At 69.3% G+C, this 14,775-nt stretch carries 16 protein-coding genes; 11 read left to right on the top strand and 5 right to left on the bottom strand.

Annotated features, from left to right (window positions below):
- The first annotated feature begins 95 nt into the window (after positions 1 to 95).
- From alr to FGL25_RS01455, 3 genes are read left to right on the top strand one after another with little or no spacing between them, the layout of a single operon-like run.
- Positions 96 to 1,232, top strand: a complete 1,137-nt coding sequence (gene alr / locus FGL25_RS01465; RefSeq protein WP_252969948.1) for an alanine racemase — start codon at positions 96 to 98, stop codon at positions 1,230 to 1,232.
- On the top strand, positions 1,229 to 1,990 hold the full coding sequence (locus FGL25_RS01460; RefSeq protein WP_138140748.1) for a YggS family pyridoxal phosphate-dependent enzyme: 762 nt from the start codon (positions 1,229 to 1,231) through the stop codon (positions 1,988 to 1,990). Before alr ends, FGL25_RS01460 begins: the two co-directional genes overlap by 4 nt.
- A 27-nt stretch (positions 1,991 to 2,017) precedes the next feature.
- A complete protein-coding gene (locus tag FGL25_RS01455; RefSeq protein ID WP_138140747.1) occupies positions 2,018 to 3,175 on the top strand; it encodes a DegT/DnrJ/EryC1/StrS family aminotransferase in 1,158 nt (385 codons plus the stop codon).
- Positions 3,176 to 3,181: 6 nt separating this feature from the next.
- Here the strand turns inward: FGL25_RS01455 and pdxY are convergent, their stop codons facing one another.
- The 3 genes from pdxY to FGL25_RS01440 all read right to left on the bottom strand — a co-directional run bounded on the left by pdxY (position 3,182) and on the right by FGL25_RS01440 (position 5,610).
- The gene (pdxY, locus tag FGL25_RS01450) at positions 3,182 to 3,982 is read right to left on the bottom strand and encodes a pyridoxal kinase (RefSeq protein WP_138140746.1); all 801 of its coding nucleotides are present in this window, start codon (positions 3,980 to 3,982) and stop codon (positions 3,182 to 3,184) included.
- A gap of 17 nt (positions 3,983 to 3,999) precedes the next feature.
- Positions 4,000 to 5,268: a serine hydroxymethyltransferase gene (gene glyA, locus FGL25_RS01445; protein WP_138140745.1), complete on the bottom strand. Its 1,269-nt coding sequence runs from the start codon at positions 5,266 to 5,268 to the stop codon at positions 4,000 to 4,002.
- Positions 5,269 to 5,373: 105 nt separating this feature from the next.
- Positions 5,374 to 5,610 carry a hypothetical protein gene (locus FGL25_RS01440; protein WP_003166197.1) on the bottom strand — a complete coding sequence of 79 codons (237 nt, stop codon included), beginning with the start codon at positions 5,608 to 5,610 and terminating at the stop codon, positions 5,374 to 5,376.
- A 118-nt stretch (positions 5,611 to 5,728) separates the two neighbouring features.
- On the opposite strand from FGL25_RS01440, the gene pdxR reads away from it, so the two are divergent.
- The 6 genes from pdxR (at position 5,729) to truA (ending at position 10,286) form a co-directional block, all read left to right on the top strand.
- Positions 5,729 to 7,189, top strand: a complete 1,461-nt coding sequence (gene pdxR, locus FGL25_RS01435) for a MocR-like pyridoxine biosynthesis transcription factor PdxR (protein WP_138140744.1) — start codon at positions 5,729 to 5,731, stop codon at positions 7,187 to 7,189.
- A 77-nt stretch (positions 7,190 to 7,266) separates the two neighbouring features.
- A complete protein-coding gene (locus FGL25_RS01430) occupies positions 7,267 to 7,674 on the top strand; it encodes an acyl-CoA thioesterase (RefSeq protein ID WP_003166199.1) in 408 nt (135 codons plus the stop codon).
- Between the two features lie 73 nt (positions 7,675 to 7,747).
- Positions 7,748 to 8,320, top strand: a complete 573-nt coding sequence (def, locus tag FGL25_RS01425; protein ID WP_128718891.1) for a peptide deformylase — start codon at positions 7,748 to 7,750, stop codon at positions 8,318 to 8,320.
- Positions 8,320 to 8,535, top strand: a complete 216-nt coding sequence (locus FGL25_RS01420) for a hypothetical protein (RefSeq protein WP_003166203.1) — start codon at positions 8,320 to 8,322, stop codon at positions 8,533 to 8,535. Before def ends, FGL25_RS01420 begins: the two co-directional genes overlap by 1 nt.
- A 27-nt stretch (positions 8,536 to 8,562) precedes the next feature.
- Positions 8,563 to 9,537 (top strand): methionyl-tRNA formyltransferase, encoded by a 975-nt coding sequence (gene fmt / locus FGL25_RS01415; protein WP_138140743.1) that lies wholly within the window; start codon positions 8,563 to 8,565, stop codon positions 9,535 to 9,537.
- Complete coding sequence (gene truA / locus FGL25_RS01410; protein ID WP_138140742.1) at positions 9,537 to 10,286, top strand: tRNA pseudouridine(38-40) synthase TruA; 750 nt, start codon at positions 9,537 to 9,539, stop codon at positions 10,284 to 10,286. The genes fmt and truA overlap by 1 nt, the downstream gene beginning before the upstream one ends.
- A gap of 9 nt (positions 10,287 to 10,295) precedes the next feature.
- Here the strand turns inward: truA and FGL25_RS01405 are convergent, their stop codons facing one another.
- Together FGL25_RS01405 and FGL25_RS01400 are read right to left on the bottom strand one after the other, a co-directional pair.
- On the bottom strand, positions 10,296 to 10,766 hold the full coding sequence (locus FGL25_RS01405; protein ID WP_223850615.1) for a YidB family protein: 471 nt from the start codon (positions 10,764 to 10,766) through the stop codon (positions 10,296 to 10,298).
- Positions 10,767 to 10,798: 32 nt separating this feature from the next.
- Positions 10,799 to 10,936: an entericidin A/B family lipoprotein gene (locus tag FGL25_RS01400; protein WP_003166208.1), complete on the bottom strand. Its 138-nt coding sequence runs from the start codon at positions 10,934 to 10,936 to the stop codon at positions 10,799 to 10,801.
- Positions 10,937 to 11,032: 96 nt separating this feature from the next.
- On the opposite strand from FGL25_RS01400, the gene FGL25_RS01395 reads away from it, so the two are divergent.
- Positions 11,033 to 12,697: a thiamine pyrophosphate-binding protein gene (locus tag FGL25_RS01395; protein ID WP_138140741.1), complete on the top strand. Its 1,665-nt coding sequence runs from the start codon at positions 11,033 to 11,035 to the stop codon at positions 12,695 to 12,697.
- Between the two features lie 89 nt (positions 12,698 to 12,786).
- Positions 12,787 to 14,625, top strand: a complete 1,839-nt coding sequence (locus tag FGL25_RS01390; protein WP_138140740.1) for a DUF885 domain-containing protein — start codon at positions 12,787 to 12,789, stop codon at positions 14,623 to 14,625.
- Positions 14,626 to 14,775: the final 150 nt, after the last annotated feature.

Here is a 14,775-nt window from a genome sequence, read left to right as displayed (position 1 = left end):
GACGATCTGCGCCGACGTGGCGGGGAATGGCCGGGACGCGACGGCCTAGGGTGCGGAGGTCGGCGGTCAGCCGACGCCGTGAAAGCTTCTGTCCCTTGCCTGCCCTCGCCCTGTTTCCGACCGATCAGCCGGGCCGCCGATCCGACCACGGCGGCGGCCGGATTCGCGTTTCCTTACGCGCCGTCGCCGCCAACTATCGCGCCATGTGCGACCAGGTCGCGCCCGCAACCTGCGCCGCCGTGGTCAAGGCCGACGCCTATGGTCTGGGCGCGGCCCGCATCGCGCCCGCCCTCTATGACGCCGGATGCCGGGCCTTCTTCGTCGCCCATCTATTCGAGGCGGTGGACCTGCGCCGCGTCCTGCCCGCCGACGCCGAACTGTTCGTGCTGAACGGTCTGGCGCCGGGCGCCGAATACGCCGCCCTCGCCGCCGGAGCGATCCCGGTGCTGAACAGCCGCGAGCAGATGGAGGGCTGGGCGCGTCTGGGCCGGGCCGTCGGGCGGCCGCTGGCGGCGGCGATCCAGTTCGACACCGGCATGTCGCGGCTGGGCCTGCCGCCCGAGGACGCCGCCTTCGCCTTCGACCCGGACGGCCCGATCCGCTGGATCGAACCGCGCCTGATACTCAGCCACCTGGCCGTCGCCGACACGCCCGGCCACGCGGGCAATGCGCGCCAGCGTCAGGCCTTCGAGCGCATACTGGCCCACGCGCCGCCGGGCGTTGCGCGTTCGCTGGCCAACTCGGCCGGGTGCTGGCTGGGCCAAGACTATCACTATGACCTGTGCCGGGTCGGGGCGGCCCTGTTCGGTCTGCACGCCTCGCCCTCGGCCAAGGCCATGCAGCCGGTGGTCGAGGTGACGGGCCGCGTTATCCAGACCCGCGCCGTGCCCGCGGGCGCGGGCGTCGGCTACGGCTGGGCCGTCACGGCGGCGAAGGGAATGCGTCTGGCGACCATCAGCGTGGGCTATGCCGACGGCTGGCCGCGTCAGTTGTCGGCGAGCGGCGCCGCCGCATTCGAGGGGCGGTTGCTGCCTTTCGTCGGGCGCATCTCGATGGACAGTCTGGTCGTGGATATCAGCGCCCTGCCGCCCGATGCGCTGAAGGCTGGCGATCAGGTGGAACTTCTGGGCCCGAACCGCCCGCCGGAGCAACTGGCGCTGGAAGGCGCGACCATCGACTATGAAGTCATCGCGCGGCTGGGCCGTCGCCTGTGTCGGGAGTATGTTTCGTGACCCTTTCGCCTGAAAACCTCGAACGCTTCGGGTCTGATCCGCGCGAGCGGTTCGCCGCCAATCTGGCGCTGGTCCATCGCCGCATCGCCGCCGCCTGCGAACAAGTCGGGCGGCCGATCGACAGCGTGCGTCTGCTGCCCATCACCAAGACGGTTCCGGCCGAGATTCTTCGTCTGGCCTGGGCCGCGGGCGTCACCGACTTCGGCGAGAACAAGCTGCAGGAGGCCCGCGACAAGGCCCAGGCCATGGCCGACCTGTCGATGCGCTGGCACGTCGTCGGCCACCTGCAATCGAACAAGGTCAAATACCTGACCCGTCTGGCCGACGAGTTTCATGCGCTGGACAGCCTCAAGCTGGCCGAGGTTCTGAACAAGCGGCTGGAGACCGACGGGCGCGACATGAAGGTCTATGTCCAGGTCAACACCTCGGGCGAGGAGAGCAAGTTCGGCCTGCATCCCGACGACGCGCTGGACTTCATCGAACGGCTGGAAGCCTTCCCCCGGCTGAAGCCGCAGGGGCTGATGACGCTGGCGGTGTTCAGCGACGATACCGACCGGGTGCGGCCCTGCTTCACCCTGTTGCGGTCCCTGCGCGACAGGGCCGAGCGCATCGATGCGCGCATCACCGGCCTGTCGATGGGCATGACCGGCGACTACGAACTGGCCGTGCGCGAAGGCGCGACCGTGGTGCGGGTCGGACAGGCCATCTTCGGCCCGCGCCCGACGCCGAACGCCCACTACTGGCCCGGTCTGGCCTAATTTTCCTCCCCTCCCCGGAGTAACCGCGTGTCCATTCCCTTCATCGATCTTCTCAGCCAGCGCCGCCGCATCGGCGCGACCATCGACGCCGCCCTGATGGAGATTGCGGCCAGCGGCCAGTACATCATGGGTCCGGCGGTCGGCGCCTTTGAACAGGCCCTGTGCGACTTCGGCCAGGCGCCGCACGCCCTGTCCTGCTCCAACGGGACGGATGCGCTGGTGCTGTTGATGATGGCGTGGGGCGTGGGGCCGGGCGACGCCGTCTTCTGCCCCGCCTTCACCTTCGCCGCCACGGCCGAGGTGGTGGCGCTGGCGGGCGCCACGCCCGTCTTCGTCGACATCCGCCCCGACACCTGGACAATCGACCCCGACCACCTGCGCGCCGCCGTCGAGGCGGTCGAGCGCGAAGGCGTGCTGACGCCCCGCGCCGTCATCGCCGTGGACCTGTTCGGCCAGCCCGCCGACTATCCCGTCCTGTCGGACATCGCGCAGAAACACGGGCTGAAGCTGATCGCGGATTCGGCGCAGGGGTTCGGCTGCACCCTGAACGGTCGGCACCCGATCCATTGGGCCGACGCCACGACGTTGAGCTTTTTCCCGGCCAAGCCTCTGGGTGCCTATGGCGACGGCGGGGCGGTGCTGATGAAGGACGACGCGCTGATGGATCACCTCGTGTCCTTACGCGTCCACGGTCAGGCGACGGCGGCGGATGCGGCGGCGCAGGGCTTCAATCACGACCCCAAATATCTAAACCCGCGCCTGGGCATGAACGGGCGGCTGGACACGCTGCAGGCCGCCGTCCTGCTGGAGAAGCTGAAGATCTTCCCGGACGAGATCGAGCGCCGCAACCGCATTGCCGACCGCTATGTGCAGGGGCTGGCCGGTCATGTGGCGGCGACGCCGGCGGTCATTCCCGGCGGCCGTTCGGTCTGGGCCCAGTTCACCGTCGAGCATGACGACCGCGACGCCCTGGCCGCCCATCTGAAGGCTGAGGGCGTGCCGACCGCCGTCTATTATCCGATCCCCCTGCACCGCCAGCCCGCCTATCGCCAGCACCCGGTCGGCCCCGGCGGTCTGGCCGTGACCGAGGCCAAGGCGGAACGGGTCATCAGCCTGCCGATGAGCGCCTATCTGGACGAGACCGTGCAGGACCGGGTGATCGCCGCCGTCGCCGGCTTCGGCTGAGGGCTTTCAGCTCTCGGTCAGGCGCATCTCGAAGGCGCCCGCCGCCTGGGTCCGCAGCAGAACGGTCTGGACCCCGGCGGTGGCGCGAGCGGCGGCCTCGGCCAGTCCTTCGCCGCGCATCAGCCAGCCGGTCAGATAGGCGGTGAACAGGTCGCCCGTGCCGCTGGGCCGGATCGGGATGCGGGGGATGGAGGTGCGATGGGCGACGCCGCCCTCGATCGCCACCGTCTCGACCTCGCCCGCCGCCGTGTCGGTCAGGACGCAGCCCGTCACCACCGTTCGCCCCGTGCCGCGCGCGTTCAAGATGCGCGCCGCCTCGATCACGCCCTCGACCGTATCGGGCCGTTCGCCGACCAGTCGGCCCATTTCGAACTGGTTGGGGGTGATGATGTCGGCCATCGGCGTCAGTTCATCGCGGAACTGTTCGATCAGGCCATCCGCGACGAAGACGCCCAGATCATCGTCGCCGATCACCGGGTCGCAGATGTGCAGCAGGGCCGGGTTCCTCGCCTTCCAGCGCCGCAGGAAACCCGCCGTCGCCGCCGCATTGGCGGCCGAGCCCATATAGCCCGTGACCACCGCCCCGGCCGTCATCGGCAGGTCGCGCTCCTCGACCCCCAGCAGCAGGTCAGCGACCAGTGCCGTCTCCAGAATCCGGCCGCGCATGGTGGGATAGTGCGGGTGGTTGGACAGCAGGGTGGTCGGCACCGCCGCCACCTCCAGCCCCATGGCCTGCATCGGCTGGACCGCCGCGCTGTTGCCGACGTGGCCGTAGACGACCTGGCTTTGAATCGAGATGACCCGCACGCGCGTTCGGAACCTCCTTAAGCGGGCGTCAGCGCCGGTCCGGCGATCGGATAGGCCCGCGTCAGTTCTCTTCCCTGCGCCTTCACCGCCGCGCTGTCGAGATCGCCGTCGCGCAGACCCTTGAGGATGGTCAGGATCATGCCGCCGACCGTGCGGAACGCCTCGGCGTCGAACCCGCGCGAGGTCGAGGACGGCGAGCCCAGCCGCAGCCCCGACGTCACCATGGGCGAGGCCGTGTCATAGGGGACCGAGTTCTTGTTGGCGATCAGGCCGTGATCCTCCAGCGCCTCGACCGCCGCCTTGCCGGTCAGGCCGAAGGGACGCAGGTCGACCAACACCAAGTGGCAGTCCGTCCCGCCCGACACGAGGCGCAGGCCACCGTCCGCCAGCGTCTGGCCCAGCACGCGGGCGTTCTCGATCACCGTCTTGGAGTATTCGACAAAGTCCGGTTGCAGCGCCTCGTGGAAGGCCGCCGCCTTGCCCGCGATGACGTGCATCAGCGGCCCGCCCTGGGTGCCGGGGAAGACCGCCTTGTCGATGCGCCGCGCCAGCTCAGGATCGTTGCACAGGATCAGGCCGCCGCGCGGTCCGCGCAGGGTCTTGTGCGTGGTCGAGGTGGTGACATGGGCGTGCGGCGTCGGATTGGGATAGAGGCCCGCCGCAATCAGCCCGGCGTAGTGGGCCACGTCGGCCACCAGATAGGCGCCGACCTTATCCGCGATCTGGCGCATCCGGGCGAAGTCGATGCGGCGTGGATAGGCCGAGCCGCCCGCATAGATCAGGCGCGGCCGGTCCTGAAGGACGCGCTGCTCCATGTCGTCATAGTCGATCAGGTCGTCGTCTTCGCGCACCCGATAGGCGCTGACCTCGAACCACTGGCCCGACAGGCTGACCGGCGAGCCGTGCGTCAGGTGGCCGCCGCAGGCCAGATCCAGCCCCATGATGCGGTCGCCCGGTTTGATGAGGGCGAACAGCACGGCCAGGTTGGCGTTGACGCCCGAGTGCGGCTGGACGTTGGCGTAGGCCGTGTCGAACAGGGTGCAGGCGCGCTCGATGGCCAGCTTCTCGGCGATGTCGACCGCCTCGCACCCGCCGTAGTAGCGGCGGCCGGGATAGCCCTCGGCGTATTTGTTGGTCAGGACGGAGCCCTGCGCCTGGCGCACGGCGGCGCTGACGATGTTCTCGGACGCGATCAGCTCGATGCTGTCCTGCTGGCGCTGGCGCTCCAGCATCAGGGCTTGGGCCAGTTGCGGGTCCAGAACCCGCGTCGCCAGGTCGGAAGTCATGCTGTCTCCGTCAGACAAGAAAAAGCGGCGGGTCGGCCGGTGAGGAGGGATCGCCGACCCGCCAAGCAATCCGGCTTCGGGGGACAGAAGCCGGATCGAACAGCATCAACGCAGGGCGGAAAGGTCCGCGCCATGGTTGATGTGATAGACGGCGTCGCCGAGGACGATGGCCGGAACGGACTTCACGCCCGCCGCCTCGGCCTCGTCCAGACGCTGAGGCGTCTCGCCCAGATGAACGACCTCGACCTCATAGGCCGCAGGATTCAGCGCGCCGGCGAAGCGCTGCTCGGCGTCGACGCAGACGGTGCAGCCTGCGTGATAGAAAACGGCTTTCTCGGCCATGACCCTATCCCTTGTTTCTGTTCCCGCAGCGGTGTTGCTGCCTGGGAATGCGCGTGGGATACCCGGCCTATCGGCCCTGTCATAAGAGCCGCTTTCCTGAAACCTGGTAGGCCGGATCATGGGACGCAGCGCCGTCGTCATTGAACTGATCGAAGACCCCGCCCGGCCCCTGTTCATCAATCTGGCGGGGTCGGTGATCCGTGAGATCGAGCGCGGTCGGCTGAAGCCCGGCGACCGCCTGCCCGGCACCCGCGCCCTGGCCAGCGCCCTGGGCATCCATCGCAACACCGTCGACGCCGCCTATCAGGAGTTGGTGCTGCAGGGCTGGCTGACCGCCGAGGCGTCGCGCGGCACCTTCGTCGCCCGCGACCTGCCCGATCTGGGCACGCAGAACTGGGGCGTCCGGCCCGCCGCCGCGCGCCTCGCTTCGCCCCTGCCGCAGACCCGGCCCGCGCCGCCGCCGATGCAGTTCTCGGACGGGGCCCCCGATGCGCGCCTGATGCCGGGGCTGGAGCTGGCCAGGGCCTTCCGCCGCTCGCTGACCGGCGCCGAACTGAAGTCGCTGCCCGGATACGGCGACCCGCGCGGCGCGCCCTCGCTGCGAACGGCGTTGGCCCGCTATCTGTCGACCGAGCGCGGCCTGACGATCGGCGCAGACGACATCCTGGTCACGCGCGGCAGCCAGATGGCCCTGTTTCTGGCGGCCGCCGTCCTGAATCCTGGCGACGCCGTCGCCGTTGAAGATCCCGGCTATCCGCTGGCGTGGAAGGCGTTTCGCGCGGCCGGCGCCAGGGTGGTCAGCGCCCCGGTCGATGCTCAAGGCCTGGACGTCGAGCGTCTGGAGGCGCTGCTCGCCCGCGACCCGACCATCCGCGCCGTTTATGTCACGCCCCATCATCAGTTCCCGACCACCGTCACCCTGGGCGCCGGACGACGTCTGCGCCTGCTGGAGATGGCGCGTCGCCACGGCCTGATCCTGATCGAGGACGACTATGACCATGAATACCGCTTCGAGGGCCGCCCGGTCCTGCCCCTGGCCGCCCGCGCCCTAGGCAGGAGCCAGGGCCAGGACGGGAACCGCATCATCCATATCGGTTCGGTGTCCAAGCTGCTCTCGCCCGTGGTCCGCATCGGCTATGCGACAGGCGCGCCGGACCTGATCCAGGCCATGACCGCGCGACGCGAGGCCATCGACCGTCAGGGCGACCTGCCGCTGGAACGGGCGCTGGCGCGGCTGATCGACGACGGAGAGTTGGGCCGCCACGCCCGCAAGGCGCGCAAGATCTATGAACAGCGCCGCGATCTATTGTGCGCCGAGATCGCCGCCCGGCTGGGCGATGCGGTCGCCTTCGACAAGCCGGCGGGCGGGCTGGCGCTGTGGCTGCGCGTGAACCCGGACATCGACGCCGCCGCCTGGGCCGCCGAGGCCGAGCGATCCGGCCTGATCCTGACGCACGGCGGCCAGCTTCAACTCCAGCCCGGCCTAGGCCGCAACGCCTTCCGCATCGGTTTCGCCAGCCTGGACGAAGCCGAACTGGTCCGCGCCGTGACAAGGCTGAAAGCGGCCGTCCCAAACTAGGCTATCGAGAACGACTTGCACCTGACCGCGCACCAGCGCATGAACCGACCTCGATAGAGCCGCCCAAGAGGTCATCCGTGTCCGACGTCGACAAAACCGCCGCCACCCTGCCCGAGGGCCAGCCCGTCGGCCGCGTCATCGCCATGCCCGCCGACACCAATCCGGAAGGCGACATCTTCGGCGGCTGGCTGCTGGCGCAGATGGACCTGGCCGGGGCGACCCCGGCGTTCGAGCGCGCGGGCGGCCGCTGCGCCACCGTGGCCCTCGACGGCATGGTCTTCCACCAGCCGGTGTCGGTCGGCGACGAAGTCTCCATCTACGCCAAGATCATCCGCACGGGCCGCACGTCGATCCGCGTCCATGTCGAGGCGTGGAAGCGCGCCCGCGGCCAGGCCGAGGCCCAATCGGTCCGCGTGACCGAGGGCGTCTTCACCTATGTGGCCATCGACCAGGAGCGCAAGCCGCGCGAAGTGCCGCCCGCCTGAAGCCGGCCGAGAAGTCCGAGCGCTACGGTCGGTAATTCTTGACGTTCGGGGGCGGCGGCCCTACCTCCCCCGCATGGCCATTCGTCGTATCCTGACTATCGATAACGCCGCCGATCTGGCGATCCTGAAGACCGTCGCCGCGCCCGTCGAGGGCGGCGTCAGCGACGCCGTGCGCGCCCTCATGGATGACATGCTGGAGACGATGTACGACGCGCCGGGCATCGGCCTGGCCGCGCCCCAGATCGGCGAGTTGACCCGCGTGGTCGTCATGGACCTGGGCGACAAGCCGGTCGAGGGCAAGGCGGACGAGCCCGAAACCGAGGAAGAGGCGCTGGAGCGCCGCAACCCGCGCTTCTTCGTCAACCCGGAAATCCTGTGGTCGTCCGAAGAGATGTTCTCCTACGAGGAAGGCTGCCTGTCGGTGCCGACCTATTACGACTCGGTCGAGCGCCCCGCCCGCGTGCGCGTGCGCTACATGAACTATCAGGGCGAGACGATCGAGGAAGAGATCGAGGGCCTGTACGCCGTCTGCTTCCAGCACGAGCTGGACCACCTGAACGGCGTCCTGTTCATCGACCACCTGTCGCGCCTGCGTCGCGACCGGGCGGTCTCCAAGGTCAAGAAACACGCGAGGATGGCCGCCTGATGGCTCGCAAGACCCGCATCATCGACCAGCGCGGCCGTCGCCGCCTGACCCGCAACGAAAAGGTCGGCGTCGCCAGCGTCGCGACCTTGCTGGCCGTCGCCGCCGTCGGCGTGGTGGCCGGTCTGGTCATCGATCGTCTGCTCGATTTCGACGACGCCCTGGACGCGGGCGGCGAGTGGGACGAAGGCGGCGGCGTCTATACCCGCTGGATGTAATCGGCCCCACGGTCTAAAGGCCTGCCCATGCGCCTAGCCTTCATGGGAACCCCCGACTTCGCCGTGCCGTCCCTGGCCGAGCTGATCGCCTCGGGGCACGAGATCGTCGCCGTCTATTCGCAACCGCCGCGCCCCAAGGGCCGGGGCCAGAAGCTGACGCCGTCGCCCGTTCACGCCTTCGCCGAGGCCATGGGCCTGCCGGTCTTCACGCCCGACAGCATGAAGTCGCCGGAAGCCATCGACGTCTTCAAGAGCCTTGACCTCGACGCCGCCTGCGTCGTCGCCTACGGCCAGATCCTGAAGCCTGAAGTGCTGGAGGCGCCGCGTCTGGGCTGCTTCAACCTGCACGGCTCGCTGCTGCCCCGCTGGCGCGGGGCCGCCCCGATCCAGCGCGCCATCATGGCCGGGGACCGCCAGACCGGCGCCCAGATCATGCGGATGAGCGAGGGGTTGGACGAAGGCGCCATCATCCTGTCCGAACTGATGGACATCCACGCCGACGACACGGCCGCCTCTCTGGGCGACCGCATGGCCCATGTCGGCGCCGCCCTGTGGCCCCGCGCCCTGGCCGCCATCGAGCGCGGCGGCTTCACCGAGACGCAGCAGGCGGGCGAGCCGACCTACGCCAAGAAGATCACTTCGGCTGAGGCGCGTATCGACTGGACCCGCCCGGCCGCAGAGGTGGACGCCCACATCCGCGGCCTGTCGCCCTTCCCCGGCGCCTGGTTCGAGATCGAGGTCGACGGCGAGTCCGTCCGCATCAAGGCCCTGATGTCGGTTCTGGCTGAAGGACAGGGGACGCCCGGTCAGGTGCTGGACGACGCCCTGACGATCGCCTGCGGAACCGGCGCCGTGCGCCTGACCCGCGTGCAGCGCCCCGGCAAGGCGGCGCAACCGGCCGACGAGATGCTGCGGGGCTTTCCGGTTCCAGCCGGCGCCATGCTGGACGGGCCGCGTCGGGTCGAGAAGGCGGAGCCTTCTGATCGCGGCCCCCAAGGCTAATGCCCCGGTATCGTTTCACGGTTGAATACGACGGCTCGGCCTACAACGGCTTTCAGGCCCAGCTCGGCCAGCCGACCGTGCAGGGCGCCATCGAGACGGCGATCACCGCCTTCAGCGGCCAGGCCGTGCGGATCGCCGCCGCCGGGCGCACCGACACAGGCGTCCACGCCACGGGCCAGACCTGCCATGTCGATCTGGAGCGCGACTGGCCGGCGCAGACGGTGATGAACGCCCTGAACGCCCATCTGGTGAAGGAGGCCGTGGCGGTGCTGGACTGCACGCCGGTCAGCGACGACTGGCACGCCCGCTTCACCGCCAATGGGCGCAAATACCTGTATCGCATCCTGAACCGGCCCGGCCGTCCGGCGCTGGATCGAGGCCGGGTCTGGCACGTCAGGAAGCCGCTGGACGCGGAGGCCATGCACGCCGCCGCGCAGCACCTGATCGGCCTGCACGACTTCACCACCTTCCGCGACGCCGCCTGTCAGTCGGCCAGTCCGATCAAGACGCTGGACGTGGCCCGCGTCTCCCGCGTCGGCGAAGAGGTGCATCTGGTGTTCGAGGCGCGCAGCTTCCTGCATCGGCAGGTGCGCTCGATGGCGGGCAGCATCGCCGAGGTCGGCCTGGGTCGCTGGCGCCCTGCCGACCTGGCCGATGCGCTCGAAGCCAGGGACCGCGCGCGGTGCGGCCCGGTGGCGCCGTCAGACGGGCTTTATCTGACGGGCGTCACCTATGAGGCCGAAGCCTAGCGCCAAGCCTTAGCGCTTGAACAGGCCGCCCAGCGCGCCGCCGAGGCCGCCCGGCAGGTTGTCGAGCAGGCCGCCCAGCATGTCGTCGGCGCCGTCGACGGAGCCGCCCGGCGTCAGGCGATCGACCGCTTCCGGCAGCAGGCCCGCCAGGGTCTCGCTGGCCTGTTCCGGCGAAATGCCCAGCTTCTGTGCGAAGTCGGCGATCGGGCCCGAGCCGATGACGGCGGCGATCTGTTCCGGCGAGATCGCGGCGTTGCCGCCCTTGCCGATCCACGAGGCCGCCACGTCGCCCAGGCCGTTCTGACCGAACTTTTCGGCCAGGCCCGCCACGCCGCCCTGCCCCTTCAGCAGGTCGGCCAGGCCGCCGGCGGCGTCATCGCCGAGGCCGCCCAGGATATTGTCCAGAAGTCCCATCTCAATTCCTCCGATTGCGCCGTCAGAATGACGGACTTCGTCTGCGGATTTGTGGCGAAAAGGCAAAACAAGGCAACGCCTCGCGCCTTCGCCTGACGTCAGCTCTTGGCGCGCTCCGAGCCCGAGGTGACGGCCTGACCGGCGGCGGACAAGTCGCGGCCGATGCCCGACACCGTGTTGCAGGCGGCGGTGGTCAGGGCGGCGGCGATGACGCCGAGAACGATGAGCTTGCGCATGATGACATCCCCATGAATCGATTTGGCGCTTCAACGTGAAGCTTGACCATAAGGTTGCATGGCCAATTCATCCTTCAATCTGCTAACGGCGAAAGCATGACGCAAGCTTCCGGAACCGCCGCCCGCCGTTTGGTCGAAACCCTGGTGATGAACGGGGTCGACAAGGTCTTCTGCGTGCCGGGCGAGAGCTATCTCGCCGTGCTCGACGCCCTGGCCGACGTGCGAGACCAGATCGAGGTCATCGTCTGCCGCCACGAGGCGGGCGCCGCCAACATGGCCGAAGCCTACGGCAAGCTGACCGGACGCCCCGGCGTCTGCATGGTCACGCGCGGACCGGGCGCCACCCACGCCTCGATCGGCGTGCACACGGCGCACCAGGATTCGACGCCGATGATCCTGTTCGTCGGCCAGATCGCCCTGACCGACCGCGGCCGCGGCGCCTTTCAGGAAGTCGACTACCGCGAAGTGTTCGGCGGTCTGGCCAAGTGGGCGACCGAGATCGAGAGTCCGGAGCGCACGGTGGAAGTGGTCGAGCGCGCCTTCGCCACGGCCCAGCAAGGCCGCATGGGCCCGGTGGTCGTCGCCCTGCCCGAGAATATCCTGCACGAGGACGGCGGCCCCTCGCCCATCCGCCCCGTCGTCCCGGCCAGGGCGGCCCTGGACCCGGCCTTCGTCGAACAGGTGCGCGAGCGCCTGTCGCGCGCCGAACGCCCGATGCTGATCTTGGGCGGCTCCGGCTGGAGCGATGAGGCGACGGACGCGATCTCCGGCTGGGCCGAACGCCTGGGCCTGCCGGTCGCCCTGTCCTTCCGCCGCAAGGATCTGATCCGCAACGACCACCCCGGCTATGCCGGCGACCTCGGCCTGGGGCCCAACCCCAAGCTGGTGGCGCGGGTCAAGGACGCCGACCTGCTGCTGGTGATCGGCGCGCGCATGGGCGAGAACCCGACCCAGGGCTACACCCTGCTGGACCGGACGAAGACGGCCGAAACCCTGATCCACATCCATCCGGGCCCCGAAGAGCTGGGCCGCGTCTGGGCGCCCGCCCTGTCGGCGGCGGCGGACAATTCGCTGGCGGCCCTGGCGCTGTCGACCGTCGAGCCGGGCCGCGTCTGGACCGAACAGGGCGCGACGGCCCATGCCGACTTCCTCGCCTTCTCCTCGCCCATCGAGGTCAAGAGCGCGGTCAATATGAGCGAGGTCATCGCCCATCTGGCGCAGGCCCTGCCCGAGGACGCCATCCTGACCAACGGCGCGGGGAACTTCGCCGCCTGGCTGCACCGCTTCCACCGCCACCAGGCCCGCCGCACCCAGCTGGCCCCGACCTCTGGCGCCATGGGCTATGGCTACCCCGCCGCGCTGGGGGCCAAGGCGGTCCATCCGTCGCGCGAAGTGGTCTGTATCGCCGGCGACGGCGACTTCATGATGAGCGCCAATGAGATGGCGACCGCCGCCCAGTACGGGCTGGGCGTCATTGTCGTGGTCGTGGACAACGGAACCTTCGGCACCATCCGCATGCACCAGGAGCGGGAATACCCGACCCGCGTCATCGCCACGGAGCTGAAGAACCCCGACTTCGTGAAGTTCGCCGAGGCCTTCGGCGCCTTCGCCGTGCGCTGCGAGACGACCGGCGGCTTCCCGGCGGCCCTGGCGGCGGCGCGCGAGGCGGCGGCGAGCGGTCGTCCCGCCCTGGTCCACCTGATCACCGACGCCGAACAGATCGCGCCGGGCCGCACGATCACCGACCTGCGCGGCGCCTGATCGCAACAGAACCCTGGCCGCCGCGGCTTGCCTGCGGCGGCGCTTCGGGGAACAGTGCCGCCCTTGTTGTACCGAGGGGGGTCTTTCTCATGCGTCGTCTTCTGATTTCATCCGCCGCCGTCCTGGCGCTCTGCGCCGCCGCGCCCGCCGCCATGGCAGAGGGGGCCGCGCCGGCCTCGACAACCGCCCAGGCCCAAAGCGAGGACGCCCGGCTCAACGCCTTCTTCGAACAGGCCTTCGAGGCGCGCGTGGCGCTGAGCCCCCAGCGCATGACCTCGCTGGGCCGCAAGACCGACTATGACAAGCTGGACGACGTCTCCGACGCCGCCGCCGAACGCTCCCTGGCCCTGCAGGAAGCCCAGCTGGCGCAGATGAAGGCCGAGTTCGACCCGACGAAGCTGAGCGAGCAGAGCCGCCTGTCCTGGCGCCTGTTTGAACACGGGGTGCAGCAGGCGCGCCTGTCGAACCAGTGGCGCGACTGGGGCTTCCAGTTCGCCGCCAACGGCAACCCGACCACCAGCCTGCCGGTCTTCCTGATCAACAACCACCGCATCTCAAGCGTTGCGGACGCCGAGGCCTATGTCGCCCGTCTGAACGCCGCCGAACGCTATATGGGCCAGGTGGCCGACACCCTGACGGCGCGCGCCGGCAAGGGCGTGGTCTCGCCGCGCTTCGTCTTCGAGCCCTCGATCGATAACACCCGCGCGGTGATCGCCGGCGCCCCGTTCGACGGCGCCGCCGACAACCCGGTCTGGGCCGACTTCCAGAAGAAGATCGCCGCCTTGGACGCCGATCAAGCGACCAAGGACCGCCTGCTGGCCTCGGCCCGCACGGCCCTGACCGGCCCCTACAAGCGCGGCTTCGACACGGTTCTGGCGGCGCTCGGCCAGGTGCAGACCCAGGCCGACAGCGACGCGGGCGTCTGGCGCCTGCCGCAGGGCGAGGCCTATTACAACGCGCGCCTGCAGCTCTCGACCACCACCGACCTGACCGCCGACCAGATTCACCAAATCGGCCTGGACGAGGTCGCCCGCATCCAGCGCGACATGGAGACGATCAAGACCCAGGTCGGCTTCACCGGCTCGCTGCAGGACTTCTTCGCCTTCCTGAAAACCGATCCGCAGTTCCAGTATCCGAACACGCCGGAAGGCAAGGAAGCCTATCTGACCGACGCCCGCGCCTTTGTGGCCCAGGTCATGGCCGTAGCGCCGCAGTGGTTCTCCAACCTGCCCAAGGCCCCGCTGGAGGTCCGCGCGGTCGAGCCGTTCCGTGAGGCGACGGCCTCCATCGCCTTCTACAACTCGCCTGCACCGGACGGCTCGCGCCCCGGCATCTACTACGTCAACCTGTCGGACATGACCCAGGTGCTGAAGCCCCAGATCGAGGGCATCAGCTATCACGAGGGCGCGCCGGGCCACCACTTCCAGATCGCCTATGCGCAGGAGATGGAGCACCTGCCCAGCTTCCGCCGCTTCGGCGGTTACGGCGCCTATTCCGAAGGCTGGGGTCTGTATTCCGAGCGCCTGGGCAAGGAGATGGGCTTCTATCAGGATCCCTATTCCGACTTCGGCCGTCTCTCGACCGAGCTGTGGCGCGCGGTGCGTCTGGTGACCGACACCGGCCTGCACGCCAAGCGCTGGAGCCGTGAGCAGGCGATGGACTACTTCCGCCACAACTCCCTGCTGTCCGAGCGCGACATCCAGAAGGAGGTCGAGCGCTACATCACCAACCCCGGCCAGGCGACCAGCTACAAGATCGGCGAGCTGAAGATCGAGGAACTGCGCGCCAAGGCGCAAGGCGCGCTGGGCGACCGCTTCGACATCAAGGACTTCCACACCGTGGTCCTGGGATCGGGCGCCGTGCCGCTAGACGTTCTGGGCGACCTGGTCGACGCCTGGATCGCCAAGGGCGGCGGCGCGCCCAACTAAGTCTTCCTTCTCCCCTCCGGGGGATAAGGCGGGCGCCGGAGGCGCTCGGATGAGGGGGAGGTTTCAGCGCACGCGCGGCTGACGTCTCGCCTTCATCCGCCCGCCCCCTCATCCGTCATGCTGACGCATGACACCTTCTCCCCCGAGGGG

This window comes from Brevundimonas vancanneytii (assembly GCF_901421975.1).
GTDB classification, from domain to species: domain Bacteria; phylum Pseudomonadota; class Alphaproteobacteria; order Caulobacterales; family Caulobacteraceae; genus Brevundimonas; species Brevundimonas diminuta.
The sequence above is the reverse complement of the archived record's forward strand: the minus strand, read 5'-3'. Positions and strand labels throughout refer to the sequence as shown.